Raw genomic sequence first — 23,183 nt, 5'->3', positions numbered from 1 at the left:
ACGTGTGCGGCGCTACAGTCGCCGCATGCGCGAACACCTCTCCACCACCACCGGGCCGCAGCGTCTCCTCTACGGCAGTCTCGCGGGCGCCGCGGTCGCGTTGGTGCCATGGCCCATGAGCGGCATGGCGCGCGGACTGGCCGGATGGTGTGCCGGCGTGCTGGTCTACCAGGTGCTCACCTGGTGGCTGGCCGAAACCTTCGACGCGCGCCGCACGCGCGAGCGCGCGCAGTCGCTGGACCAGCCCAACGTGGTGATCCTGGTGTCGATGCTGGTGGCGGTGGGCGTGAGCGTGGTGGCCATCGCCATGCTGCTGCAGGAGGTCAAGCAGCTCGACGGGTGGGAGCGTGCCGCGCACGTCGCGCTCGGGCTGGTGGCGCTCGCGGGGTCGTGGCTGATGATGCATTCGATCTACGCGTTCCATTACGCGCACCGCTACTACATCGACCAGAAGAGCGGCAGGCCCGACGGCGGCCTCGACTTTCCGGGCAAGGACGACGCCCCCGACTACTTCGACTTTCTCTACTACTCCTACGTGATCGGCATGACCTCGCAGGTCTCCGACGTGCAGGCCACGTCGAAGGAGATGCGCCGCATCACGCTGATCCACAGCGTGCTGTCGTTCACCTTCAACATGCTGGTGCTGGCCCTGTCGGTCAACGTGGTGGCCAGCGCCTTTTCCTGAGCGTGCGGCGGGATGCTCAGGCCGCGGCCTTGCGCGGCCGGCCGAGCTTGACGATGCCGGTCGACAGCGCAACGCCGCAAACGATGACGGCCGCGCAGATCAGCATCCACTGCGTGATGCGCTCGTCGAGGAACACCGCGCCGTAGAAGAGCGCGAACACCGGCACCAGGAACGTCACAGTCAGTGCACGTGCGGGGCCGGCGCGCTCGATCAGCCTGAAGAACAGGATGTAGGCGATGCCCGTGCAGGCGATGCCCAGCGCCAGCAGCGCGAGCCATGCGCGCAGGCTCGGCATCTGGGGAGGCCACAGCCAGAAGGCGGGGATGGCCAGGAACAGCGTGGCGCCGATCTGGCTGCCGGTGGCCGTGGTCAGGGCCGGCACGCCGCCCAGGTGGCGGCGCGTGGCGCTGGCCGAGATGCCGTAGCAGAGACACGCACCCAGGCAGGCGAGCACGGCCCAAAGTGCCGCATGGCCGCTGGCGCCCGCATGCAGGCCGGCGCTGCGGCTCGCGAGCATCGCGACGCCGGCAAAGCCGATCACCAGGCCCACGATGCGCGAGCCCGCGGGCCGTTCGCGGAACCAGGCCCAGGCCACCAGTGCGCCGAACATCGGCGTGGTGGCGTTGAGCACCGCGGCCAGGCCGGTGTTGATGGTCAGCAGCGCGAAGCAGAACAGCGCGAACGGCATGCCCGAATTGAAGACGCCGACCGCGAAGCTGGCCTTCCAGTGCTTTGCGATGGCCGGGCCCTGTCCGCGCAGCAGCGCAATGGGCAGCAGGAACAGCGCCGCGATGGCCACCCGCACGGCCGCCGTCGGCAAGGCGCCGAACTCCGCCGCCCCAATGCGCATGAAGAGAAAGGATGCGCCCCAGAGTGCCCCCAGCAGCACCAGGTCGACGAGCCATGCTGCGGAGTTGGCGGGCGCGACGGCCTTGGCGGGAATGTTGTTGTTGTTCGTTGTGCTCATGCGGCTTTTTTCGTTCTTCCTGGTGGTTGCCTTACAGCGCGCCTTCCAGTTCGAGGAGGGCCGTCTTGCGTTCGAGCCCGCCAGCGTAACCGGTCAGCGAACCGTCGGCGCCCAGCACCCGGTGGCAGGGCACGATCACGCTGATCGGGTTGCGCCCCACGGCCGCGCCCACGGCGCGCACCGCGGTAGGGTTGCCGAGCTTGGCGCTCAGCGTGCCGTAGGTGAGCGTGGCGCCGGCCGGAATGGTCAGCAGCTGCTGCCACACGCTCTGCTGGAACGCGGTGCCGTGCGAGAGGTCGAGTTTCATGTCGAAGTGGTCGCGCTTGCCGGCGAAGTAGTCGTGCAGCTGCGCGGCCGCTTCCACCAGCGCGGGGTGGTCGTCCTTGGCGATCCAGCCCGTGGTGTCGGGCCAGTGGCGCTGCTGGTCGAACCAGACGCCAGCCAGGCCCTGGTCGGTGGCCGCCATCGTGATGCCGCCCAGCGGCGTGTCGATGTGCGACGTGTAGATGAGCTTGCTCTTGAACTTCATGGCATTTCAGGCGGTGAGGCCTGCCGTGGTGATGAGGGGAGACGCAGCCGCGGCCGCGATAGCGGTAGCGGTGGAGGGCGCCGAAGGCGCGTGCCATGCGCGCAGCACCGCGTAGCTGCGCCAGGGGCGCCAGGCTTGTGAGGCCTCGCTGGCGGCGCGCGCGGTGGTCACGCCCAGCGCCTTCTGCAGCGCGACGTCGCCGGCCGGGAAGGCGTCGGGCCAGCGCAGTGCGCGCATCGCGATGTACTGCGCGGTCCAGGCGCCGATGCCGGGCAGTTCCTGCAGCGCCGCGATGGTCGAAGGTACGTCGGCTCCCGCATGCAGCGCCAGCCTGCCGTCCGCGACCTCGCGGGCGATGGCCTGCAGGGCGGCCTGCCGCTGTCGCACGATGCCCAGCTGGCCCAGCGCGTCGCCGCTCGCCTGGGCGATTGCGGCCGGCGTGGGAAACAGCCGGTCGAGTCCTTCGATGGGCGTCGCGATGGTTTCGCCGAATGCCGCTACCAGCCGCGAGCCCAGCGTGCGCGCCGCGGCCACCGTGATCTGCTGGCCCAGCACCGCGCGCACCGCCAGCTCGAAGCCGTCGACCGCGCCGGGCACGCGCAGGCCGTCGCCGTGCGGGAAGGCCGCATGCAGCGCGGCGTTGATGGCCATCGGCTCTGCGTCGAGGTCGAACAGCGCGCGGGCGCGGCTGATGACGATAGGCAGCACGGCGGCCAGCGAGTCGCTGACCGACAGCAGCGCCTGTTCGCGCTCGAGGTCGAAGCGCAGTTGCAGCCAGCCGGCATGCGCCTGCCCACCCTGCTGGATGCGCAGGGTGCGCGCCAGCTTCACATAGGCGGGCGTGCTGCCCTTGGCCGGCTCCTTGCCGTCGGCCGTGGCCACCACTTCGATGCCGCGCAGCGCACGGCGCGCGAAGAAGCCGAGCATGGCGTTGTCGTCGTAAGGCGGCCTGAAACCCAGCCGCACCTCGATGGCCCGGCCCGCGCCGTTCTCCACGGCCGCGCCGCCGGCACGGCGCAGTGCGCTCGGGTTGAGGCCGTAGTGCTCCACGAAAGCGGCATTGAAGCGCCGCACGCTCGCAAAGCCGCTGGCCAGCGCGACCTGCGTCATGGGCAGGCGGGTGTCGGCGATCAATTGCTTGGCGGCCAGCAGGCGGCGCGTCTGCAGGTACTGCAGCGGCGACACCCCGAACTGCGCCTCGAAGATGCGGCGCAGATGGCGGTCGCTTACGCCCAGGCGGGCCGCGATCTGCGCCGCGCCGGGGCCGTCCTCTGACCATGCATCGGGCTCGTCGATCAGCCGCGCGGCCTGCAGCGCGAGGATGCGGGAGGCGTCCTCGGTCGACCAGCTGGCCGCGCGCGGCGCCAGCTCCGGCCGGCATCGCAGGCAGGGACGGAAGCCCGCGGCCTCCGCCTGCGCCGCGTGGCGGAAGAACCGGCAGTTCTCGCGCCGCGGCAGCTTGACGCGGCAGACCGGCCGGCAATAGATGCCGGTGGAGGTCACGGCGGTGAAGAACGACCCGTCGAAGCGCGCGTCGTGCGTCTTCATCGCCAGGTAGCAGGCGTCGCTCTCGAGCGCTTCGGTGGGGGCGTGGGTGGAAGGCATGGGGAAATGATACGGTTTCGACTCGTTTCAACTGGCCGTTTTCGGACATGTGGCACCCCGGGGCGTTGCCTACAATGGCCCGTTTACAAACCCAGCAGGAAACCGCATTCCATGCAGCTCAGCGCGTCGATCTTCAAGGCCTATGACATTCGCGGCGTCGTGCCGGTCACTCTCGACGCCGAAGTGGCGCAAGCACTCGGGCGGGCCTTCGGCAGCGCCGTCCGCGCCGCCGGTGAAAAGTCGGTGGCCGTTGGACGCGACGGCCGTCTGTCGGGCCCGATGCTGGTCGAAGCGCTGATCAAGGGCCTGGTGGAAACCGGCATCGAGGTGATCGACGTGGGCGCCGTCACCACGCCCATGCTGTACTTCGCGGCCCACACGCTGGCCTCCAGCGGCATCCAGGTCACGGGCAGCCACAACCCCAAGGACTACAACGGCTTCAAGATGGTGCTGGCCGGCCGCGCCATCTACGGCGAAGAGATCCAGGGCCTGCGCAAGACCATGGAAGCCGGCACCGCGCAGCTCGCCCCCGGCGGCAGCGTTCGCAAGGTCGACGTGACCGAGGCCTACGTGAAGCGCATCGCCGGCGACATCAAGCTGGCCCGGCCCATGAAGATCGTGGTCGACTCCGGCAACGGCATCGCGGGTGCCACCGCGCCAGCCATCTTCCGCGCCATCGGCTGCGAAGTGACCGAGCTGTTCAGCGAGGTCGACGGCGACTTCCCCAACCACCACCCCGATCCGAGCAAGCCCGAGAACCTCAAGGACCTGATGGCCGCGCTGGCCTCGGGCGACGCGGAACTGGGCCTGGCCTTCGACGGCGACGGCGACCGCCTGGGCATCGTCACCAAGGACGGGCAGAACATCTTCCCCGACCGCCAGATGCAACTGTTCGCGCAGGACGTGCTGTCGCGCGTGCCGGGCGGCACCATCATCTTCGACGTGAAGTGCTCGCAGCGCCTGGCCCCGGCCATCGAGGCGGCTGGCGGCAAGGCCATGATCTACAAGACGGGGCACTCGCTCATCAAGGCGAAGATGAAGGAAGTCGATTCGCCGCTGGGCGGAGAGATGAGCGGCCACATCTTCTTCAAGGAGCGCTGGTTCGGCTTCGACGACGGCACCTATGCGGGCTGCCGGCTGCTGGAAATTTTGAGCAAGAGCCCCGACGCGAGCGCGGTGCTCAATGCCTTGCCCACCAGCTTCTCGACGCCCGAGCTCAACGTGGCCTGCGCTGAGGGCGAGCCCCACGCGGTGGTCGACAAGCTCGTGAAGAGCGCCGATTTTGCGGCGCCGGCCAAGGTGTCGACCATCGACGGCCTGCGCGTCGACTGGCCAGACGGCTTCGGCCTGATCCGCGCGTCGAACACCACCCCCGTGCTGGTGCTGCGCTTCGAAGGCCAGACCGATGCCGCGCTCAAGCGCATCGAGGCCGAGATGCTGGCGCTGCTGCGTACCGCCAAGCCCGACGCCCAATTGGCGGCAGCCGCCCACTGAGCCTGTGCGTTCGCTACTGCTGCGCCTCTACGGCGTCTTCACCACCGCTGTGCAACCGCTGGTCCGCCGGAAGCTGCGGCGCCGTGCCGTGGCCGAGCCCGGCTATGGCGTGGCCGTCGAGGAGCGCTTCGGCCGCTACGACGAGTCCATCACCGGCCATGCCCAGTGCTGGGTGCATGCGGTCTCGCTCGGCGAGACGCGCGCGGCCGCCATCCTGATTGCCGAATTGCGGCGGCAGTATCCCGGCGTGCCGATCCTGCTCACGCACGGCACCGCCACCGGCCGCGAGGAGGGTGCCAAGCTGCTCGAGCCGGGCGACACCCAGGTCTGGCAGCCGTGGGACACGCCGGGCGCCGTGGCGCGCTTTCTCGACAAGTTCCAGCCGCGCATCGGCGTGCTGATGGAAACCGAGGTCTGGCCCGAGATGGCCGCCGCCTGCGCCGAGCGGCGCATTCCGCTGGTGCTGGCCAATGCGCGCCTGAACGAAAAATCGCTGGCGGCCGCCGAGCGCCTTGCCTGGCTCTCGCGGCCCGCCTACTCGGCCCTTGCCGCCGTGTGGGCGCAGACCGAGGCCGATTCGCACCGGCTCGTGTCGCTCGGCGCCAAGGTGGCCGGTGTGTACGGCAACCTCAAGTTCGACGCCACGCCCGACGCGCGGCAGCTCGCCACGGCCATGTCGCTGCGCGAGCACCTGCCGCGGCCGATGGTCGTGCTCGCCAGTTCGCGCGACGGCGAGGAGCGGCTGCTGCTCGAAGTGCTCAAGCGTTTCGGCGCGACCTCGCCGGTGCCGCCGGAGCAGGGCGCGGTGCGCTCCATCGCCAAGCGTGTGCACGAGGTGCAATGGATGATCGTGCCGCGCCATCCGCAGCGCTTCGACGAAGTGGCGGCGCTGATCGAGGCCGAAGGCTTTGCAGTGGCACGGCGCAGCGCTGCGGGTCAGCCGGCCGAATCGGAAATCTGGCTCGGCGATTCGCTGGGCGAGATGGCGCTCTACTACGGCCTGGCCGACGTGGCGCTGCTCGGCGGCAGCTTCGAGCCGCTGGGCGGGCAGAACCTCATCGAGCCGGCGGCCTGTGGCTGCCCGGTGGTCATGGGGCCGTCGACCTTCAACTTCGCGGAGGCGGCGCAGTTGTCTCTGGCCGCGGGCGCATCGCTGCGCGTCGAGGGCATGGAGCAGGCGGTGACGGCGGCGCTGAAACTGGTCGAGAACCCCGAGCGCCGCGCGGCGATGGCCCAGGCCGCGCAGGCTTTTGCGTCGTCGAACCGCGGAGCGGCCGAGCGCACGGCGGCGGCGGTGCTGGCGATCGCGCAGGCTGCCGATCCCGTGGACACCGTGAACGCGCCGCTGGAAGAAGACCAGCCGCCGCGCGCGGAACCTACGCTGGACTGACCGAGCCCGCATTGCTCCTTCCCTCTGGGGGAAGGCTGGGATGGGGGCTCGCGCCGAATGAGCATTGCGAATGGGTGAAGGCCGTCGTGCCCCCACCCCGGCCCTCCCCCGAAAGGGGAGGGAGAAAGACGAATGCCTCAGCGAACCGGCGGATTCAGGATCACCGGCGGCACGGGCGGCGTCGGCATCGTCGGTGCGGGCGGATTGAACGGCTGCACCGGCACCGGCGGAATCACGGGAATGCTCGGCGGCACCACCGGTTGCTGCTGCTGCTGCTGCGCGCGGTCGGGCGCGGTGGCCGAGGGCACCGCCGGCACGCCGGCGTTGCTGGCCAGCGTGGCGTTGATCGCATTCATGTCGTCGGTGGTCAGCGTGCCGTTGGCCTGGCGCAGCTTCAGGTTGCCCAGCAGCACGTTGTAGCGCGCCTGCGCGAGGTCGCGCTTGGTCTGGAACAGCTGGCTCTGCGAATTCAGCACGTCGATGTTGATGCGCACGCCCACCTGGTAGCCCAGCCGGTTCGCATCGAGCGCGCTCTGGCTGGAAGATTCGGCGGCCTCCAGCGCCTTCACCTGCCCCGCACCCGAGACCAGCCCGAGGTACGCCGCGCGCGTGGCCTGCGCCACGTTGCGGCGCGTGCCTTCGAGCACGCTGCGCGACTGGTCTTCGAGCGCCAGTGTTTCCTTGATGCGGTTCTCGGTCGCGAAGCCGGCGAACAGCGGCAGGTTGAAGGTGACGCCGACCGTGGCCGCGTTGGCGCGCGTGCCCACCGTGCTGGTGGTGGTGCCGGTCGGATTGCGCGTGACGTTGTAGCCGAGGTTGGCGTCCAGCGTGGGCTTGTGGCCGGCCTTGGCCTTCTCCACTTCGAGCCCGGCCACGTCGACGCCCAGGCGCGCCTGCTTGATCGCGGGGTGCACTTCGTCGGCCTGCGCGACCCAGGCGTTGATGTCCGCGGGCATGGCCGTGGGCAGCACCACCGGCACCGCCAGCGGCACCGGCACGCTGCCGGGGCGGCCGACCAGCTGGTCGAGCACCACCTTCTTGACCTGCAGGTCGTTCTCGGCGGCGATTTCCTGCGCGATCACCAGGTCGTAGCGGGCCTGCGCTTCGCGCGAGTCGGTGATGGTCGAGGTGCCGACCTCGAAGTTGCGCTTGGCCGATGCCAGCTGCTCGGCCACGGCCACCTTCTGGGCGCGCACGAGCGCCAGGCTGTCCTGGCTGGCGAGCACGTCGAAGTAGGCCTGGCTCACGCGCACGATCAGGTCCTGCTCCGCAATGGTGAACACCGCCTGCGCGATGTCGGCCTGGCGCTTGCCCTGCTCGTAGGTGGCCCAGTTGGCCGGGCGGTACAGCGGCTGCGTGGCGTTGATGCCGACGTTCTGGGTATTGAAGTCGCGCGGGGTGGTGGTACCGCGCCCGGCGCCCGTGAGAGTGTCGATCTCGATGTCGCTGCGCGTCACGCCGGCCGTGAGGCCCATGGCCGGCAGGATGCCGGCCTTGGCCTGCGCGGCGCGCGCCACGTTGGCGTCGTACTGGGCCCGCGCGCCCTGGTAGGTGGCGTCGTAGCTGCGGGCGGCGTCATAGAGTTCGTTCAGTGTCTGGCCCTGGGCCGGCAATGCGAGCAGTGCTGCGAAGGTGCTTGCGAGCGCTGCGGAAAGTGGCGAGAGCCGGGGCCTGGAAGGCATTGAACGTCCTTGGAGAAAGAATCAGTAGCGCGGGACCGTGGGGTCGTGCGAGGACCAGGCGTCGATGCCCCCGGCCACGTTGGCCAGGTCGGCAAAGCCGTTCTGGCTCAGGAAGGCGGCCACGCGCTGGCTGCGCGCGCCGTGGTGGCAGAGGCAGGCGATGCGCTTGCCTTCGCCCAGCTCGGCCAGGCGCCCGGGGATCTCGTTCATCGGAATCGCGACCAGGGTGAAGCCCTGGGGCGCGACGCTCGCCGTCTGCAGCTCCCAGGGCTCGCGCACGTCGAGCAGAACCGGGGCGGCGTCGGCATCCTGGGCGAACCAGGCGGCGAGGTCGGCGGGGCGGACTTGGTCGATCATGGCTGCCGTCCGCTCAGAACGAGAAGCGCGAGGGCTCAGGGAAGTTCAGCAGGCGCGGGGCCACGGTGTCCCAGGGCTGGATGGTGTCCCACTTGCTTTCGCTGGTGCGCGTGACGAAGTGGGCGCGCATCATGGGTTCGTCGCCCACGATGGCCGAGAGGCGGCCGCCGACCTTCAGCGAACCCAGCAGGTTCTGCGGAATGCGCGCGACCGAGCCGCTGAGCACGATCACGTCGAAGCTCGGGCCGCTGGCCAGGGGAACGGAGCCGTCGGCGTGGCGCACCTCGACGTTGGTCACGCCGTTGCGGCGCAGCGTCTCGGCGGCGCGGGCGGCCAGCACGGGGTTGATTTCGAGCGACAGCACCTGGGCGGCGCGGGCGCCGAGCAGGGCGGCCATGAAGCCGGAGCCGGTGCCGATCTCGAGCACCGATTCGTGCTTCTGGATGTGCAGGTCCTGCAGCGTGCGGGCCTCGACCTTGGGCGACAGCATGATCTCGCCGGGCACGGAGCCGTCCAGCAGCGGCAGTTCCATGTCGAAGAACGACAGGGTGCGGTGCTCGTCGGGCACGTAGTCCTCGCGGTGGATTTCAGCCAGCAGTTCGAGGATGTCGGTCTCCAGCACATCCCAGGGGCGGATCTGCTGTTCGATCATGTTGAAGCGCAAGCGCTCGAGGGTGGGGGTGGGGTTCATGGCGTGGCTTTCCTAGTGGGCTCAGGACAAACCTTCAATTTTAGGTGGCGCCGATGACACCCGCGGCCCGGTCGGCCTTGCGAGATGCTTCATGCCTTGTCTCCGGCGCGCGCACAGAGGCCGTAAAGCACGGTTTCGGCCTGCGTCGCGAGGTATTTCTCGGGGTCGAGCGTCGCGGCGCCGTCGACGCAGACCATGGCCGAATGCTTCCAGAGCATGAGGAAGACCATGGGTGCGACCACCGAGTAGATCGCGTGGTCGATGTCGACCTTGGCGAACTCGCCGCGGTCGATGCCGCGCTGCAGGATGCGCCGCAGCAGGTCGTGGCCGGGGCGCACCACCTCGCGGCGGTAGAACTCCGCGAGTTCGGGGAAGTTGGAGCCCTCGCACATCATCAGCTTGGTCAGGCCCGAGGCCTTGGTCATGCCGACGCGTTCCCACCACACGTTCATGCAGTAGCGCAGCATTTCGGCCGAGGTGCCCTCGAACGCCTCGAATTCGGCGTTCCACTCATTGAACCGGCCGCCCAGGCTTTCCATGACCACGGCCTTGAACAGTTCTTCCTTGCTCGGGAAGTACAGGAAGAGGGTGCCCTTGGAAACACCGGCCCTTGCCGCCACTTCTTCTGAGCGGGTGGCGGCGAAGCCCTTTTCCACGAACAGGTCGAGCGCGGCTGCCAGCAATTCGCCGGGGCGCGCTTCCTTCCGGCGCTCGCGCTTGGCGCGTACCGGACAGATCTTGTCGACAAAGGATCGGGGCGTGGGCATGATTTTAATGACTCGCGGGTTAGTAATGTAGTGAGCGGCATCTGTCACGTCAAGCCGCGACAATATCGGGTTCGTCTTTTTCCAACCTTCCGGAGCAGTGCAATGACCTCTTCATCGTCGCCCACAGAAACCATCGTGCTCGGTGGCGGCTGCTTCTGGTGCACCGAGGCGGTGTTCGACCGGGTGCAGGGCGTGCTCGACGTGGAGTCGGGCTATTGCAACGGCCAGGTCGTCAAGCCGACCTACGAGCAGGTCTGCACCGGGCGCACCGGCCATGCCGAGGTGGTGAAGCTCGAATTCGACCCCGCCCGGATCAGCCTGCGCGAGATCCTCGAGATCTTCTTCGTGGTGCATGACCCGACCACGCTCAACCGCCAGGGCAACGACGTCGGCACCCAGTACCGCAGCGGCATCTACTACACCGACGACGCGCAGAAGCAGGTGGCCGAAGAGGTCATCCGCGAAATCGAGGCCAGCAAGACCTACCGTTCGCCGGTCGTCACCGAAGTGGCGAAGCTCGACAACTACTCGACGGCCGAGGCCTACCACCAGGACTACTTCCTGAACAACCCGAACCAGGGCTACTGCGCGTTCGTCGTGGGCCCGAAGGTCGAGAAGTTCCAGAAGACTTTCGCCTCGCGCCTGAAGGCCTGATCGCCTGATCGGCCCCCGACCCGTGCACATCGCCCGCCAGTCGCCCTCCCGTTCGTCGCGCGCGTTGATCGTCGCGCTGGCGTTCGCGTTGTGGATTGCGGGCACGCTCGGGGTCATGCACCGGTCGCTGCACGTGCCGGGCCTCTCGCAGGCCGCGGCGGCGGTGCAGGTGCAGCAGGCATCGCAGAGCGGCGTGCACAAGCATGCGGCCCATGGGCTGGGCAGCCTGTTCGGCGAGCACACCGATGCCGAGTGCCGGCTGTACGACCAGCTGGAGCACGGCTCCACGGCGCCCAGCGTGCCGCTGGTGGTGCTGCCGATACTGCTGCCCTCGGCCACCTTCGCCTACCTGCAGGGCGAGGCCATCGCCCGCTGGATCGCGCTGTTCGACGCGCGCGGTCCGCCTTCCACTCGCTGAATCCCCCCGTGTTCCGGTCGTAGCTGTCCGCCTTGAGCGGGCGGCTGCGGATCGTTCATCGATTCAACGAGTGCCCATTCATGATTCCCAATTTCCGTCGCAGTGCCGTTGGCATTGCAGTTCTTTCCCTGCTGTCCTGGTCGGCCTTCGCCCAGGACGCGAGCACCACCACCACGACCACGGTTGCGCCCAGCAGCGCCGAGGGCACGCTGTCCACCGTGGAGATCCAGTCCGAGCGCCTCAAGAAGGCGCGCATGGAGCTCTCGCCCGAGGTCGGCGCGACCGTCTATCGCATCGACCGCGCGGCCATCGACGCGCTCGGCAAGGGCGACGCCACGCCGCTGGACGACGTGCTGCTCACCCTGCCCGGCGTGGCCAAGGACTCCAAGGCCTCCGGCTCGCTGCACGTGCGCGACGACCACGGCAACGTGCAGTACCGCGTCAACGGCGTGCAGTTGCCCGAGGGCATCTCGGGCTTCGGCCAGTCGCTGGACACGCGCTACATCGACTCGGTCAACTTCCTGACCGGTGCCTTGCCGGCGCAGTACGGCCTGCGCACCGCCGGCGTGGTCGACATCCAGACGAAGCAGGGCTTCGGCAAGCCCGGCGGCTCGCTCGGCTTCACCTTCGGCAGCCACAACACGCTGGAGGAAAGCGGCTCCGTCTACGGCACCACCGGCAACCTGAGCTACTACCTGTCGGGCAGCCTGGTGTCCAACACCAACGGCATCGAGAACCCGCAGCCCACGCTCAACGCGCAGAACGACCGCACGCGGCAGGGCAAGACCTTCGGCAACCTGAGCTACTACCTCGACGCCGACACCCGCCTCGGGCTGATGTTCGGCACCTACAACGGCAAGTTCCAGATCCCGACCAACCCGAACCAGACGCCGGCCTTCTCGCTGGCCGGCTACAGCGACCTGGGCACGGGCTACAACGGCCTGCCGTCTTCCGACGTGCGCGAGCGCCAGACCGAGGCCACGCGCTTCGTCGCGCTGTCCTACCAGAAGACCGTGGGCGCGCTGGATTTCCAGATCTCGGCCTTCCACCAGTACTCGAACCTGCACTACCTGCCCGACGCCGTGGGCGACCTGATCTACAACGGCGTGGCGTCGGACACCCTGCGTTCCAACTCGTCGACCGGCCTGCAGGCCGATGCGTCGTACAAGCTGAACGACGCCCACACGCTGCGCTTCGGCGGCGCCTACACGCGCCAGAGCACGCGCAGCATCAATGCTGTGAACGTGTTCCCGGTCGACGACAGCGGCGCGCAGGCCGGCAACACGCCGGTGCTCATCAACGACAACTCCGGCAAGGTCGGCCAGCTCGCCAGCCTGTATGTGCAGGACGAATGGCGCATCGACCCCCGGCTGACCTTCAACTACGGCCTGCGCTACGACAGCGTCGACGCGTTCACCAAGGAGCACCAGTGGAGCCCGCGGCTGAACCTGGCCTACAAGCTCTCGGACGACACGGCGCTGCACGCGGGCTACGCGCGCTACTTCACGCCGCCGCCGCAGGAGCTGGCTTCGCAGCAGAGCATCAACCTCTACGCCGGCACCACCAACCAGCCTGAAATCGCCAATTCCGACCCGGTGAAGGCCGAGCGCACCCACTACTTCGACCTGGGCCTGGACCACAAGGTGAACGACAACCTGTCGCTGTCGGCCGACGTGTACTACAAGAACATTTCCAACCTGCTCGACGAAGGCCAGTTCGGCCAGGCGCTGATCCTGTCGCCGTTCAACTACGCCAAGGGCTTTGCGCGCGGGCTGGAGCTGTCGGCGCGCTACAACGACGACCACTGGTCGGCCTACGCCAACTTCGCCTACCAGAAGGCGATGGGCAAGAACATCGTGTCGAGCCAGTCGCTGTTCGGCGCCGACGAGCTGAGCTACATCGCCAACCACTACGTGTACCTGGACCACGACCAGACCTACACGCTGTCGGGCGGCGCGGCCTACCGCTTCGGCGACAACCAGGTCAGCGGCGACCTGATCTTCGGCAGCGGCCTGCGCCGCACGCCCGACGGCGGCGCGCCCAACAGCGCGGCGCTGCCGCACTACGCCGTGGTCAACGCCGCCTACTCGCACACCTGGAAGGAGCCGTCAGGCGGCGACATCGTCGGGCGCATCGCCATCCTGAACCTGTTCGACAAGAGCTACCTGCTGCGCGACGGCACCGGCGTGGGCGTGGGTGCGCCGCAGTACGGCACGCGGCGCAGCCTGTACGTGAGCATGACCACGCACTTCTGATACGCGCATGATGAACCCGAGGCTGTCGCGCACCGTCGCACTCATGCTGCTCTTCGCAGTGTGGGTGACGGCTACGCTCGGCCTCGTGCATGCCACGCTGCACGTGCCGGGCGACCGCGCGTGGACCGTGGCGGCTGCGACCGTCGCGGCCGAGCCCTCGGCAAGGCACGAGCCGGCGCAGCGGCATGGCTGGATCCATGCGCTGTTCGGCGACAAGACCGATGCCGAGTGCCGGCTGTACGACCGTCTCTCGCATGGCTTCAGCATGCCCGGCGTGCCGCTGGTGGTGTTGCCGATGGTGCTGCCGTCGGCCACCTTCGCCTATCTGCAGGGCGAAGCCATCGCCCGCTGGATCGTGCTGTTCGACGCACGCGGTCCACCACTCGCTCGCTGATTTCCCACGTGTTCCGACGCTGCCTCCACCCGCCTTGCGCGGGTGGCTGCCGGTCGCCCCTTGATTTCAACGAGTGTTTTTCATGATCCCCAATTTCCGTCGCAACGCCATCGGCGCTGCCGTTCTTTTGCTCGCCGCGCTGGCGGGTGCGGCCAACGCGCAGACCGCGCCTGCGCCTTCCACCGCCGATGACGCGAGCCTTCGCGAAATGACCGTCACCGGCAATCCGCTCGGCGCCAGCGACCTCATCGCGCCGACGACTTCGCTGTCGGGCGACAAGCTGCTGCTGCGCTCCGAATCGACCCTCGGCGAAACGCTGAACAACCTGCCGGGCGTGAGCAGCAGCTACTTCGGCCCCAACGCGAGCCGGCCCAGCATCCGCGGGCAGGACGGCGACCGCATCCGCATCCTGCAGAACGGCGGCGGCGCGCCCGACGCCTCTGCGCTGAGCTACGACCACGCGGTGCCGGTCGATGCGCTGGTCACCGAGCGCATCGAGGTGCTGCGCGGCCCTTCGGCGCTGCAGTACGGCGGCAGCGCCGTCGGCGGCGTGGTCAACGTGATCGACAACCGCATTCCGTCCGAGCCCATCAACGGCTTCGGCGGCCGTGCCGACCTGGGCTATGCCACCGGCAACAAGGAAAAGAGCGGCGGCGTGCTGCTCGAGGGCGGCAACGACCGCATCGCGGTGCACGTCGATGCCTTCAACCGCGACTCGAAAGACGTGTCGGTGCCCATCACCCTGGAGTGCAGCAAGCCGGGCTCGCCGTGGATGGCGCGCAGGATCTGCAACTCCGCCAACCAGGCGCACGGCGGCGCGTTCGGCGGCACGGTGTTCTTCGACCAGGGCTGGGTCGGCGCGTCGGTCAGCACCTACCGCAGCACCTACGGCACCGTGGCCGAGGACGACGTGACCATCGGCATGAAATCCGACCGACAGGCGCTGGAAGGCGAGTGGCGCCCGGGCGGCTTCATCAGCAGCATCCACGCCAAGCTGAGCCATACCAACTACCGCCACACCGAGTTCGAGGGCCGCGAGCCGGGCACCGCGTTCTCCAACGTGAGCAACGACCTGCGCCTGGAGGCGCGCCACCGCAAGATCGGCAACTTCGAGGGCCTGGTTGGCTTCAGCAGCGAGACCAACCGCTTCGCAGCCGACGGCGAGGAAGCCTTCGCGCCGCACAGCCGCACGCGTTCGACCGCGCTGTTCCTGCACGAGGAATACGGCACCTCGTGGGGCCGCCTGAGCTTCGGCGCGCGCACCGAGCGGGTCCGCGTGCGTTCGCTCGGCTACCCGGAAGACCCGAGCGTGACGCGCTTCGCCGTCGGCGAGCGCACCTTCAATCCGCACAGTGCCGCATTCGGTGCCCTGGTCAACCTCGCGCCGCAGTGGCAGCTGACCTCGAACATCGCCTACACCGAGCGCGCGCCCAAGGACTACGAGCTGCTGGCCAACGGCCCGCACGTGGCCACGGCTGCATGGGAAGTGGGCGACCCGACGCTCAAGAAGGAAAAGTCGACCGGCTTCGACCTTGGCGCGCAGTGGAAAGACGGCCCCAACACGGCCCGCGTGAACGCCTATGTCACGCGCTTTCGCAACTACATCGGCCTGACAGCCTCGGGCCGCGAGCTGGACTCCGAAGGCAACGTGGCCGAGCCCGGCACGCCCGACACGCTCGCCGAATACCTGTACGGCGGCGTGCGCGCGCGCTTCACCGGCATCGAGGCCAACGGCAACCTGCGACTGCTGGGCGCCGACGGCTTCGCGCGCATGGCCGACGCCGGCACGCTCGACCTGGAGTGGCGCGGCGACATCGTGCGCGCGAAGAACCTCGACACCGGCGAGCCGCTGCCGCGCATCGCGCCGCTGCGCCTGGGCGCCACGCTGGCCTACGGCAACGGCCCGTGGACCGCGCGACTGGGCTTCGACTACAACGCCGCGCAGCACCGGGTGCCCAGCGTGGGCGCGCGCGAGACCGATGCGTACACGCTGTGGAATGCGGCCATCACGTACCGCATGAAGGTGCAGCGCGCGAACCTCACCTGGTATGCGCGCGTGGACAACATCACCAACAAGCTGGCCTACAGCCCGACATCGATCCTCACGACCACGGTGTACCCGAATGCCCCGCTGCCGGGGCGGACGCTGAAGGTCGGGCTGCGCGTGACGTTCTGACCCTGCCTTGCTCGCTCCCCCTCTGGGGGAGGGCAGGGGTGGGGGCTCACGGCGTATCCAATGTCAGTGGCCTTTGATGCGCCGCCTGCCCCCATCCCAGCCTTCCCCCCGGGAGGGGAAGGAGCAAAAACCCTCGGCTATCCTCGCCGGGTGAATTCGTTCGTCATCTCCTCGCTTCTTCCCGTCGTCCTGCTCATCGCCGCGGGCTACCTTGCCGGAAGGCGTCGCTGGATCGGCGGCAATGCGGTGAAGGACCTGTCGAACCTCATCTTCCTGCTGCTCGCACCCGCGCTGCTGTTCCGTGCCATGAGCACGGTGCACGTCGAGCAGCTGAGCCTCAAGCCGGTGGCGGCGTACTTCATCGCCTCGGGCCTGCTGTTCGCGGGCACGATGGCGCTGCGCGGCTTCAATCGCACGGCGGCCGTGATAGCGCTCGCCAACACCTACAGCAACACCGTGATGATCGGCATCGCGCTGATCGGCCTGGCCTACGGCGAGGACGGCATGGTGGTTTTGCTCACCCTCATTTCGCTGCACTCGCTGGTGCTGCTGACCAGCGCCACGGTGGTGCTGGAGCTGGCGGTGGCGCGCGAGCACGCAGCCGACGGCGGCGCGCAGAAACATTCGATGGCGCGCACCGTGCTGCGCGCGCTGCGCAACGCCATCATCCACCCGGTGCCGCTGCCGATCCTGGCCGGGCTGCTGTTCGCGCAGACCGGACTCGTGATGCCCGAGGTCATCGACAAGCCGATCCAACTGCTGGGGCAGGCCTTCGGACCGGTGGCGCTGGTGATGGTGGGCATCACGCTCGCGCTCACGCCCATCGGGCGGCACTGGCGCGGCGCGCTGACGCAGGCGCTGGTGAAGAACCTGCTGCACCCGCTACTGGTGGCCGCGATCGGCTGGGCGCTGGGTGTGCGCGGCATTCCGCTCACGGTGATGGTGGTGGCCGCGGCGCTGCCGATCGGCGCCAACGTGTTCCTGTTCTCGCAGCGCTATCGCACCGCCGAAGACCTGGTGACGGCCAGCGTCGCGGTGTCGACGGTGCTGGCCCTCGGCACGCTGACGCTGGTGATGGTCTGGGTGCAGTGGCTGCCCTGAAGCAAGGCCTGGCGATGCGGCTCAGGGCGCGAGACGCTCGCGCACCCAGTCCGTGCCTTCGAGCCGGTAGCGCAGCCGGTCGTGCAACCGGCTCTTGCGGCCCTGCCAGAACTCCCAGCGATCAGGGACCAGCCGGTAGCCGCCCCAATGCGGCGGGCGCGGCGGAGAGAGCAGGTGCCTGGCGGCGAACAGGGCCGCGTTCTTCACCAGCACGTCGCGTCCGCTGATCACCTCGCTCTGCGGGCTGGCCCAGGCGCCGATGCGCGAATCGAGCGGGCGGCTGGCGAAGTAGGCGTCGCTCTCGTCGGCGCCGGCCTTCTCGACGCGGCCCTCGATGCGCACCACGCGCTCCAGCTCGACCCAATGGAACTGCAGCGACGCATACGGGTTGCCCGACAGCTCGCGGCCCTTGCGGCTCTCGTAGTTGGTGTACCAGACGATGCCGCGCGCGTCGCAGCCCTTGATGAGCACGATGCGGCTCGACGGCCGCAGGTCGCTGCCCACGGTGCACAGCGTCATGGCATTGGGCTCGGGCACCTGCGCGTCGATGGCCTCGGTGAGCCAGCGTTCGAATTGCTTCAGCGGATCGCCTTCGCTGTGGGCCTCGCCGAGCTCGGCGCGCTCGTAGCTCTTGCGCAGCGCGGCCAGCGCGTCATTGGAAAGAGGGGAAGTCATGACGGGATTGTTGCGCACATACTCCGCCCATGACGACCAAGAAGGCGAATTCCCCGGTGGTGATCGTGCTGGCCTCGGGCCGTGGCGAACGCTTCATCGCGGCCGGCGGCACGGGCTCCAAGCTTCAGGCGCCGCTGGCCGGCAAGCCGGTGCTGGCCCACACGCTGGACGCGGTGCGTGCCAGCGGACTGCCGTGGCACCTGGAAGATGCCGGGCACCCCGGCATGGGCGATTCGATTGCGGCGGCGGTGCGGGCCACGCCCGATGCCGCCGGCTGGCTGATCCTGCCTGGCGACCTGCCGCTGGTGCGGGCTGAAACACTGCAAGCGGTGGCGGCCGCGCTGGGCAACGGCGTGGGGGCGGTGCAGCCGCAATACCGCGGAGAGCGCGGCCACCCGGTCGGCTTCGGGGCCGCCTGCCATGCGCAGCTCGCGGCGCTGGAAGGGCCTCTTGGCGCATCGTCCGTTCTGCGCGCGATGCGCGCGGCGGATTCGGTGCTCGACCTGCCGGTGGACGACATCGGCGTGGTGACCGACATCGACACGCCAAAGGCCCTGGCGCACGCCGAGGCGCTCTGGCTCGCCGGGCCGGGCAGGCTCAGCGCGTGATCACCGCGCAGGCGATGCGCGGACCGGAATTGCCCGAAGGCTGGGTCGTGAAGTCGTCGCGGTCGCGGTGAACGACGAGCGCGCGGCCGATCACGTTGTTGGGGGTGCCGTCGGTCAGCGAGATCGAGTGGTCTTCCACGCTGAAGCGCGCCACGCCGCCGGCGTCGGCCACCAGGCTCGGCAGTTCGCCAGCATGGCTGCCCGGCGCGGCGAACTTGCCGTGCGTGGCGCCTGTGGGGTTGAAGTGGCCGCCGGAGGCATCGCCGTTGTTGCCGCAGTCGCCCTTTTCGTGGATGTGGAAGCCGTGCTCACTGCCCGGCACCAGGCCGCGCACCTCGCCCGACACGCGCACGCCGTGATCCAGCGCGGTGAAGGTCACCGTGCCGCGGGTCGGGTTGGGCGTGATCGCGCCGGTCGGCACCAGCTCCACGACCGTGCTGGGCTTGCCGCCCATGCTGCCGCAGGCTGCGAGTACGGCGCTGGCGGCCAGGGCGGCGGCGATGGCGGAGAGACGACGATGGTTCATGTGTTTTCCTTGGACGGTCCGGAAGAGGGGTGGGAGGGTTTGTCTGCAGACCCCGGAACGTATACCGGAGGCTGCGGCGCTCCGCAATCGGAGGCGGACTGCTCTTGCTGCTCTTGCGCCGAGGCCAGCGCCACAAGCCGGGCCAGCGCCGCGTCGTGGATGGCGTGGCGGCGCAGTTCCGCCAGCGTCTGCCGGGCGTAGTCGAGCGAAGTGCCGTAGCGGCCCACCGCGTTGGCGAAGATGTGGCGGTAGTGGTCGTCGCTGAGTTCGCCCGTGAAGTTGGGGCTGCGCCGCGACAGCGTGAACGCCAGCGCCCGCACCGGGCCTTCGGCCGTGCCGCAGCGCAGCCACTTGGGGTCGTACACGCCGGTCGGCATTTCTCGCAGCCAGAGCCGTCGCAGGGTCTCGAGCCCTTCGGCCTTCGGTACCCGGAACACCATGCCCCGCACGCTGCCGCCCGAGAGCAGGCCGAACACGAGGCCAGGCACCTGCACGCTGCCGCGGTTGACCCGGCTCCACATCTTCAGCGCCCGGTGCCAGCCGCGCACCCAGGCCGGGCGCCGCTCGATGAAGTCGAACTCGGGCCGCCAGATCAGCGAGCCGTAGCCGAACAGCCACAGATCCTCATGCCCGCCCCAGTCGGCGATGGCGCGTTCGAGCATCGGTTGCGGGTCGCGCAGGGGCTTGGGCATGGGGTCGAGTCCCGGCGGACCGGGATTTGGCGCCGGGTCCGACACGGGCGTGCCGGGGCCGGAGCCTACAATTTCGTGATCATGGTTCACCGCACCATTATTTACCGTCCCCTTTCCTACGGAGCAAGACCCGCAATGAGCGACGACGACAGCCAGCAAAATTTCATCCTCGGCTTCCTTATGGCGTTGATCGCTCTCGTGATCTTCTTCGTGATCGGCATCGTGCTCTGGCACAAGTCGCACAGCCCGGCCGCCGCGCTGGCCGCCGCCAGGCCGCCGGCGGTGGTGATCTCGGCGCCCGCGCCCGGCGCGGAGCCCAAGCTGGCCGAAGTGACCGAGACGGTGACGGTCACGATCCCCGACGGCGCCAGCATCCGCGTGGTCAACGGTGTGGTGAACTTCTACTTCGCAACCGGCAGCGCCGACCTGGCGCCCGGCGCCGCAGAGGCGCTGGCCGCGGTCATCAAGGGTGTGGAAAGCGGCCGCAAGGCGGTGATCTCCGGCTTCCACGACACCACCGGCGACGCTGCCATCAACGAACAGCTCGCCAGGAAGCGGGCCGAAATGGTGCGCGACGTGCTCGTGGGCCTGGGCGTTCCGGCCGCCAAGGTCGACCTGCACAAGCCCGAAGTCACCGCCGGTACCGGCAACAACGCGGAAGCGCGCCGCGTCGAGGTCAAGCTGGTCGACTGACCGCCTTGCCACCCTCGCAAGCCAAAAATAGCCCGGTCCGCCGGGCTTTTTTCATGCGCGCCGCCTCGTGGGGCATGGCTGAGTAAATTCGTATCGCCCGGCGTCCTGATTTCATCAGCCCGCGGCGCCCGGCTTGGTACCATGGGCCTCCAGGCCCACAGTCGCCCCGGCGACACGCAGCAAGAGCCACTATCCCCATGAGCAGCAGCACACACCCCACCGTCCGCGACGTCACCGATCGCATCCGCGAGCGCAGCCATGGGCCGCGCAGCGCCTACCTTGCCCAGCTGGCCGAGATCCGCAACCGAGACCGCGGCTCCGACCGCATGGGCTGCGCCAACGTGGCGCACGCCGTGGCCGGCATCCCGGCCAACGACAAATTCCGCGTGGTGGCCGAACGCGCACCCAACATCGGCATCGTCACCGCCTACAACGACATGCTCTCGGCCCACGCGCCGTACCAGGGCTACCCCGACATCATCAAGCAGGAGGCCCGCCGCCTCGGTGCCACCGCCCAGGTGGCCGGCGGCGTGCCGGCCATGTGCGACGGCGTCACGCAGGGCACGCCCGGCATGGAGCTGAGCCTGTTCAGCCGCGACGTGATCGCCATGGGCACCGCCATCGCGCTCACGCACGACATGTTCGACGCCGCGCTGATGCTCGGCGTGTGCGACAAGATCGTGCCGGGCCTCTTGATCGGCGCCTTGCACTTCGGCCACCTGCCGACCGTGTTCGTGCCCGCCGGTCCCATGCCCTCCGGCCTGTCGAACGGCGCCAAGTCGAAGGTGCGTGAGCAGGCGGCACAGGGGCTCGTCGGCCGCCAGGGGCTGCTCGACGCCGAGATGGCGGCCTATCACACGCAGGGCACCTGCACCTTCTACGGCACCGCCAACAGCAACCAGATGCTGCTCGAGGCCATGGGCCTGCACGTGCCCGGCACGGCCTTCATCCAGCCCGGCGACGCGATGCGCGAAACGCTCACGCGCGAGGCTGTGCGCACGGTGCTGGGCAAGGCCGGCGACGCCGCCTTCCAGTGCCCGCCCATCGGCGAGATGGTCGACGAGCGTTGCATCGTCAATGCCATGGTCGCGCTGCTGGCCACGGGCGGCTCCACCAACCACCTGATCCACTGGGTGGCCGTGGCGCGCGCGGCCGGCATCGTGATCGACTGGGACGACTTCTCCAGGCTCTCCGACATCATTCCGCTGCTGACCCGCGTGTACCCCAACGGCAGCGCCGACGTGAACGAATTCCAGGCGGCCGGCGGCCCCGGCTTCGTGATCGGCGAACTGGTGGACGCCGGCCTGATGCACGGCGACGTGCTCACCGTGCGCGCCGGCGGCATCCGCGAATTCGCCAACGTCCCCGAGCTTGACGGCGAGCAGCTGCGCTGGACCTCCGCCGCACCATCGAAGAACGACGCCGTCGCGCGGCCGGTGAGCAGCCCTTTCAGCGCCACCGGCGGCCTGAAGCTGCTGAGCGGCAACCTGGGCCGCAGCGTCATCAAGGTGTCGTCGGTGCCGGACGACCGCCATGTCATCGAGGCACCCGCGCGGGTGTTCGACTCGCAGGCGGCGCTGCACAAGGCCTTCACCGCCGGCGAGCTGGAGCGCGACGTGGTCTGCGTGGTGCGCTGGCAGGGCCCGCAGGCCAACGGCATGCCCGAGCTGCACAAGCTCACGCCGCCGCTGTCGGTGCTGCAGGGCAAGGGATTCCGCGTGGCGCTGGTCACCGACGGCCGCATGAGTGGCGCGTCGGGCAAGATTCCGGCCGCCATCCATGTGTCACCCGAAGCGGCCGCCGGCGGCCCGCTCGCCAAGGTGCGCGACGGCGACGTGATCCGGCTGGACTCGCTGGCGGGTACGCTCGCCGTGTTGCTGCCCGAAGACGAATGGGCCGCGCGCGAAATCGCGACGCTGCCCGAAGCACAGCGCAACGCCGACGGACGCGGCCTAGGTCGCGAGCTGTTCGCCGGCATGCGCAGAAACGCATTGACTGCAGAAGAAGGAGCCTGCTCATGGCTGTGATCAGGCTCGCCCCCAGGCTGCGCGCACTTCGTGTCGCTTCGCCTTCCCCCTACCGGGGGCAACACCAGCGGCCCGGCAAAGCCGGTTCCGCGGTGTTTCTGGAATCGAGCCCTGCGCAGTTCCAGGCTGCGGGCTGTACGAAATCTATGGAGCCATGAGATGACAGAAAAACTCACCCCTCTCGACGTGATGCGTGACGCACCCGTCATTCCGGTCATCGTGCTGAACGACGTGAAAGACGCGATTCCGCTCGCGCGCGCCCTGGTGGCCGGCGGCATCCGCATGCTCGAGGTCACGCTGCGCACGCCGCAGGCGCTGCAGTGCATCGAGGCCATCGCCAAGGAAGTGCCCGAGGCCGTGGCCGGCGCGGGCACCATCCGCAGCGCGGCCGATGCACAGGCGTCGGCGCTGGCCGGGGCAAAGTTCGGCGTGAGCCCGGGCTACACGCGCTCCGTCGGCAAGGCCTGCCACGACCTCGGCCTGCCGCTCCTGCCTGGCGTGGCCACCGGCAGCGAGATCATGACCGCGCAGGAAGACGGCTACACCCAGCTGAAGTTCTTCCCTGCGCTGCAGGCGGGCGGCCTGCCGATGCTCAAGGCGTGGCAAGGCCCGTTCGGCGACGTCACCTTCTGCCCCACGGGCGGCATCCACGCGGGCAACGCGGCGGAGTTCCTCGCGCTGTCGAACGTGGCCTGCGTGGGCGGTTCGTGGATCGTGCCGACCGACGCCATCCGCGACGGCGACTGGGCCCGCATCGAGCAGCTGGCACGCGCCGCGAGCCAGCTGCCGCGCTGACC

General features: G+C 69.0%; 23 protein-coding genes. 13 read left to right on the top strand and 10 right to left on the bottom strand.

What is annotated here, in order from left to right:
• Positions 1 to 25: 25 nt before the first annotated feature.
• Complete coding sequence (locus tag QRN67_RS11830; protein ID WP_285411924.1) at positions 26 to 685, top strand: DUF1345 domain-containing protein; 660 nt, start codon at positions 26 to 28, stop codon at positions 683 to 685.
• Positions 686 to 701: 16 nt separating this feature from the next.
• Here QRN67_RS11830 and QRN67_RS11825 read toward each other — a convergent pair whose 3' ends face one another.
• Genes QRN67_RS11825 through QRN67_RS11815 form a run of 3 tightly spaced genes read right to left on the bottom strand, consistent with a single transcriptional unit; the run spans position 702 to position 3,786 of the window.
• Positions 702 to 1,652: a DMT family transporter gene (locus QRN67_RS11825; protein WP_285411923.1), complete on the bottom strand. Its 951-nt coding sequence runs from the start codon at positions 1,650 to 1,652 to the stop codon at positions 702 to 704.
• 31 nt (positions 1,653 to 1,683) lie between these two features.
• The gene (locus tag QRN67_RS11820; protein WP_285411922.1) at positions 1,684 to 2,181 is read right to left on the bottom strand and encodes a methylated-DNA--[protein]-cysteine S-methyltransferase; all 498 of its coding nucleotides are present in this window, start codon (positions 2,179 to 2,181) and stop codon (positions 1,684 to 1,686) included.
• A 6-nt stretch (positions 2,182 to 2,187) separates the two neighbouring features.
• Positions 2,188 to 3,786 (bottom strand): DNA-3-methyladenine glycosylase 2 family protein, encoded by a 1,599-nt coding sequence (locus tag QRN67_RS11815; RefSeq protein ID WP_285411921.1) that lies wholly within the window; start codon positions 3,784 to 3,786, stop codon positions 2,188 to 2,190.
• A gap of 111 nt (positions 3,787 to 3,897) precedes the next feature.
• Between QRN67_RS11815 and QRN67_RS11810 the strand changes: the two genes are divergently transcribed.
• Both QRN67_RS11810 and QRN67_RS11805 read left to right on the top strand, forming a co-directional pair.
• Positions 3,898 to 5,280, top strand: coding sequence for a phosphomannomutase/phosphoglucomutase (locus QRN67_RS11810; protein WP_285411920.1), 1,383 nt, complete (start codon positions 3,898 to 3,900; stop codon positions 5,278 to 5,280).
• 4 nt (positions 5,281 to 5,284) lie between these two features.
• Positions 5,285 to 6,670: a 3-deoxy-D-manno-octulosonic acid transferase gene (locus QRN67_RS11805; protein WP_285411919.1), complete on the top strand. Its 1,386-nt coding sequence runs from the start codon at positions 5,285 to 5,287 to the stop codon at positions 6,668 to 6,670.
• Positions 6,671 to 6,807: 137 nt separating this feature from the next.
• Here QRN67_RS11805 and QRN67_RS11800 read toward each other — a convergent pair whose 3' ends face one another.
• The 4 genes from QRN67_RS11800 to QRN67_RS11785 form a co-directional block, all read right to left on the bottom strand.
• Positions 6,808 to 8,352: a TolC family outer membrane protein gene (locus tag QRN67_RS11800; protein WP_285411918.1), complete on the bottom strand. Its 1,545-nt coding sequence runs from the start codon at positions 8,350 to 8,352 to the stop codon at positions 6,808 to 6,810.
• 21 nt (positions 8,353 to 8,373) lie between these two features.
• A complete protein-coding gene (locus tag QRN67_RS11795; RefSeq protein WP_081268000.1) occupies positions 8,374 to 8,709 on the bottom strand; it encodes a rhodanese-like domain-containing protein in 336 nt (111 codons plus the stop codon).
• A gap of 13 nt (positions 8,710 to 8,722) precedes the next feature.
• Positions 8,723 to 9,400, bottom strand: a complete 678-nt coding sequence (locus QRN67_RS11790; RefSeq protein WP_081268001.1) for a protein-L-isoaspartate O-methyltransferase family protein — start codon at positions 9,398 to 9,400, stop codon at positions 8,723 to 8,725.
• Between the two features lie 89 nt (positions 9,401 to 9,489).
• Positions 9,490 to 10,167: a TetR/AcrR family transcriptional regulator gene (locus QRN67_RS11785; RefSeq protein ID WP_106935136.1), complete on the bottom strand. Its 678-nt coding sequence runs from the start codon at positions 10,165 to 10,167 to the stop codon at positions 9,490 to 9,492.
• A 102-nt stretch (positions 10,168 to 10,269) separates the two neighbouring features.
• On the opposite strand from QRN67_RS11785, the gene msrA reads away from it, so the two are divergent.
• The 6 genes from msrA to QRN67_RS11755 all read left to right on the top strand — a co-directional run bounded on the left by msrA (position 10,270) and on the right by QRN67_RS11755 (position 17,165).
• Positions 10,270 to 10,821 (top strand): peptide-methionine (S)-S-oxide reductase MsrA, encoded by a 552-nt coding sequence (msrA, locus tag QRN67_RS11780; RefSeq protein WP_081268003.1) that lies wholly within the window; start codon positions 10,270 to 10,272, stop codon positions 10,819 to 10,821.
• Positions 10,822 to 10,843: 22 nt separating this feature from the next.
• Positions 10,844 to 11,239: a hypothetical protein gene (locus tag QRN67_RS11775; protein WP_081268004.1), complete on the top strand. Its 396-nt coding sequence runs from the start codon at positions 10,844 to 10,846 to the stop codon at positions 11,237 to 11,239.
• Between the two features lie 80 nt (positions 11,240 to 11,319).
• Positions 11,320 to 13,494, top strand: coding sequence for a TonB-dependent receptor (locus QRN67_RS11770; RefSeq protein ID WP_285411916.1), 2,175 nt, complete (start codon positions 11,320 to 11,322; stop codon positions 13,492 to 13,494).
• A 7-nt stretch (positions 13,495 to 13,501) separates the two neighbouring features.
• Positions 13,502 to 13,888, top strand: coding sequence for a hypothetical protein (locus tag QRN67_RS11765; protein ID WP_285411915.1), 387 nt, complete (start codon positions 13,502 to 13,504; stop codon positions 13,886 to 13,888).
• 82 nt (positions 13,889 to 13,970) lie between these two features.
• Positions 13,971 to 16,064 carry a TonB-dependent receptor gene (locus tag QRN67_RS11760; protein ID WP_285411914.1) on the top strand — a complete coding sequence of 698 codons (2,094 nt, stop codon included), beginning with the start codon at positions 13,971 to 13,973 and terminating at the stop codon, positions 16,062 to 16,064.
• 150 nt (positions 16,065 to 16,214) lie between these two features.
• A complete protein-coding gene (locus tag QRN67_RS11755; RefSeq protein ID WP_081268007.1) occupies positions 16,215 to 17,165 on the top strand; it encodes an AEC family transporter in 951 nt (316 codons plus the stop codon).
• A 21-nt stretch (positions 17,166 to 17,186) separates the two neighbouring features.
• Here the strand turns inward: QRN67_RS11755 and pdxH are convergent, their stop codons facing one another.
• Positions 17,187 to 17,840, bottom strand: a complete 654-nt coding sequence (gene pdxH, locus QRN67_RS11750) for a pyridoxamine 5'-phosphate oxidase (protein ID WP_285411913.1) — start codon at positions 17,838 to 17,840, stop codon at positions 17,187 to 17,189.
• A gap of 29 nt (positions 17,841 to 17,869) precedes the next feature.
• Between pdxH and QRN67_RS11745 the strand changes: the two genes are divergently transcribed.
• Positions 17,870 to 18,448 carry a nucleotidyltransferase family protein gene (locus tag QRN67_RS11745; RefSeq protein ID WP_285411912.1) on the top strand — a complete coding sequence of 193 codons (579 nt, stop codon included), beginning with the start codon at positions 17,870 to 17,872 and terminating at the stop codon, positions 18,446 to 18,448.
• Here the strand turns inward: QRN67_RS11745 and QRN67_RS11740 are convergent.
• Positions 18,438 to 18,974, bottom strand: a complete 537-nt coding sequence (locus QRN67_RS11740; protein WP_081268009.1) for a superoxide dismutase family protein — start codon at positions 18,972 to 18,974, stop codon at positions 18,438 to 18,440. The two genes, QRN67_RS11745 and QRN67_RS11740, sit on opposite strands and share 11 nt — an antisense overlap.
• Positions 18,971 to 19,666 (bottom strand): gamma-glutamylcyclotransferase, encoded by a 696-nt coding sequence (locus QRN67_RS11735; RefSeq protein ID WP_285411911.1) that lies wholly within the window; start codon positions 19,664 to 19,666, stop codon positions 18,971 to 18,973. The genes QRN67_RS11740 and QRN67_RS11735 overlap by 4 nt, the downstream gene beginning before the upstream one ends.
• A gap of 135 nt (positions 19,667 to 19,801) precedes the next feature.
• Here QRN67_RS11735 and QRN67_RS11730 point away from each other — a divergent pair, with 135 nt between their 5' ends.
• The 3 genes from QRN67_RS11730 (at position 19,802) to eda (ending at position 23,181) form a co-directional block, all read left to right on the top strand.
• A complete protein-coding gene (locus QRN67_RS11730) occupies positions 19,802 to 20,359 on the top strand; it encodes an OmpA family protein (RefSeq protein ID WP_285411910.1) in 558 nt (185 codons plus the stop codon).
• Positions 20,360 to 20,556: 197 nt separating this feature from the next.
• Positions 20,557 to 22,386, top strand: coding sequence for a phosphogluconate dehydratase (gene edd / locus QRN67_RS11725; protein WP_285411909.1), 1,830 nt, complete (start codon positions 20,557 to 20,559; stop codon positions 22,384 to 22,386).
• A 159-nt stretch (positions 22,387 to 22,545) separates the two neighbouring features.
• Positions 22,546 to 23,181 carry a bifunctional 4-hydroxy-2-oxoglutarate aldolase/2-dehydro-3-deoxy-phosphogluconate aldolase gene (gene eda, locus QRN67_RS11720; RefSeq protein ID WP_285411908.1) on the top strand — a complete coding sequence of 212 codons (636 nt, stop codon included), beginning with the start codon at positions 22,546 to 22,548 and terminating at the stop codon, positions 23,179 to 23,181.
• Positions 23,182 to 23,183: the final 2 nt, after the last annotated feature.

This window comes from Variovorax sp. efr-133-TYG-130 (assembly GCF_030208835.1).
Taxonomy (GTDB): Bacteria; Pseudomonadota; Gammaproteobacteria; order Burkholderiales; family Burkholderiaceae_C; genus Variovorax.
The sequence above is the reverse complement of the archived record's forward strand: the minus strand, read 5'-3'. Positions and strand labels throughout refer to the sequence as shown.

What these genes read in the sequence shown, in the direction of transcription:
- QRN67_RS11810 (WP_285411920.1), top strand. Translation starts at nt 3,898, where the DNA reads ATGCAGCTCAGCGCGTCGATCTTCAAGGCCTATGACATTCGCGGCGTC.
- QRN67_RS11740 (WP_081268009.1), bottom strand. Translation starts at nt 18,974, where the DNA reads ATGAACCATCGTCGTCTCTCCGCCATCGCCGCCGCCCTGGCCGCCAGC.
- QRN67_RS11765 (WP_285411915.1), top strand. Translation starts at nt 13,502, where the DNA reads ATGATGAACCCGAGGCTGTCGCGCACCGTCGCACTCATGCTGCTCTTC.
- QRN67_RS11825 (WP_285411923.1), bottom strand. Translation starts at nt 1,652, where the DNA reads ATGAGCACAACGAACAACAACAACATTCCCGCCAAGGCCGTCGCGCCC.
- msrA (WP_081268003.1), top strand. Translation starts at nt 10,270, where the DNA reads ATGACCTCTTCATCGTCGCCCACAGAAACCATCGTGCTCGGTGGCGGC.
- QRN67_RS11790 (WP_081268001.1), bottom strand. Translation starts at nt 9,400, where the DNA reads ATGAACCCCACCCCCACCCTCGAGCGCTTGCGCTTCAACATGATCGAA.
- eda (WP_285411908.1), top strand. Translation starts at nt 22,546, where the DNA reads ATGACAGAAAAACTCACCCCTCTCGACGTGATGCGTGACGCACCCGTC.
- QRN67_RS11745 (WP_285411912.1), top strand. Translation starts at nt 17,870, where the DNA reads ATGACGACCAAGAAGGCGAATTCCCCGGTGGTGATCGTGCTGGCCTCG.
- QRN67_RS11730 (WP_285411910.1), top strand. Translation starts at nt 19,802, where the DNA reads ATGAGCGACGACGACAGCCAGCAAAATTTCATCCTCGGCTTCCTTATG.
- QRN67_RS11800 (WP_285411918.1), bottom strand. Translation starts at nt 8,352, where the DNA reads ATGCCTTCCAGGCCCCGGCTCTCGCCACTTTCCGCAGCGCTCGCAAGC.
- QRN67_RS11770 (WP_285411916.1), top strand. Translation starts at nt 11,320, where the DNA reads ATGATTCCCAATTTCCGTCGCAGTGCCGTTGGCATTGCAGTTCTTTCC.
- QRN67_RS11795 (WP_081268000.1), bottom strand. Translation starts at nt 8,709, where the DNA reads ATGATCGACCAAGTCCGCCCCGCCGACCTCGCCGCCTGGTTCGCCCAG.
- QRN67_RS11785 (WP_106935136.1), bottom strand. Translation starts at nt 10,167, where the DNA reads ATGCCCACGCCCCGATCCTTTGTCGACAAGATCTGTCCGGTACGCGCC.
- QRN67_RS11830 (WP_285411924.1), top strand. Translation starts at nt 26, where the DNA reads ATGCGCGAACACCTCTCCACCACCACCGGGCCGCAGCGTCTCCTCTAC.
- QRN67_RS11820 (WP_285411922.1), bottom strand. Translation starts at nt 2,181, where the DNA reads ATGAAGTTCAAGAGCAAGCTCATCTACACGTCGCACATCGACACGCCG.
- edd (WP_285411909.1), top strand. Translation starts at nt 20,557, where the DNA reads ATGAGCAGCAGCACACACCCCACCGTCCGCGACGTCACCGATCGCATC.
- QRN67_RS11735 (WP_285411911.1), bottom strand. Translation starts at nt 19,666, where the DNA reads ATGCCCAAGCCCCTGCGCGACCCGCAACCGATGCTCGAACGCGCCATC.
- pdxH (WP_285411913.1), bottom strand. Translation starts at nt 17,840, where the DNA reads ATGACTTCCCCTCTTTCCAATGACGCGCTGGCCGCGCTGCGCAAGAGC.
- QRN67_RS11760 (WP_285411914.1), top strand. Translation starts at nt 13,971, where the DNA reads ATGATCCCCAATTTCCGTCGCAACGCCATCGGCGCTGCCGTTCTTTTG.
- QRN67_RS11815 (WP_285411921.1), bottom strand. Translation starts at nt 3,786, where the DNA reads ATGCCTTCCACCCACGCCCCCACCGAAGCGCTCGAGAGCGACGCCTGC.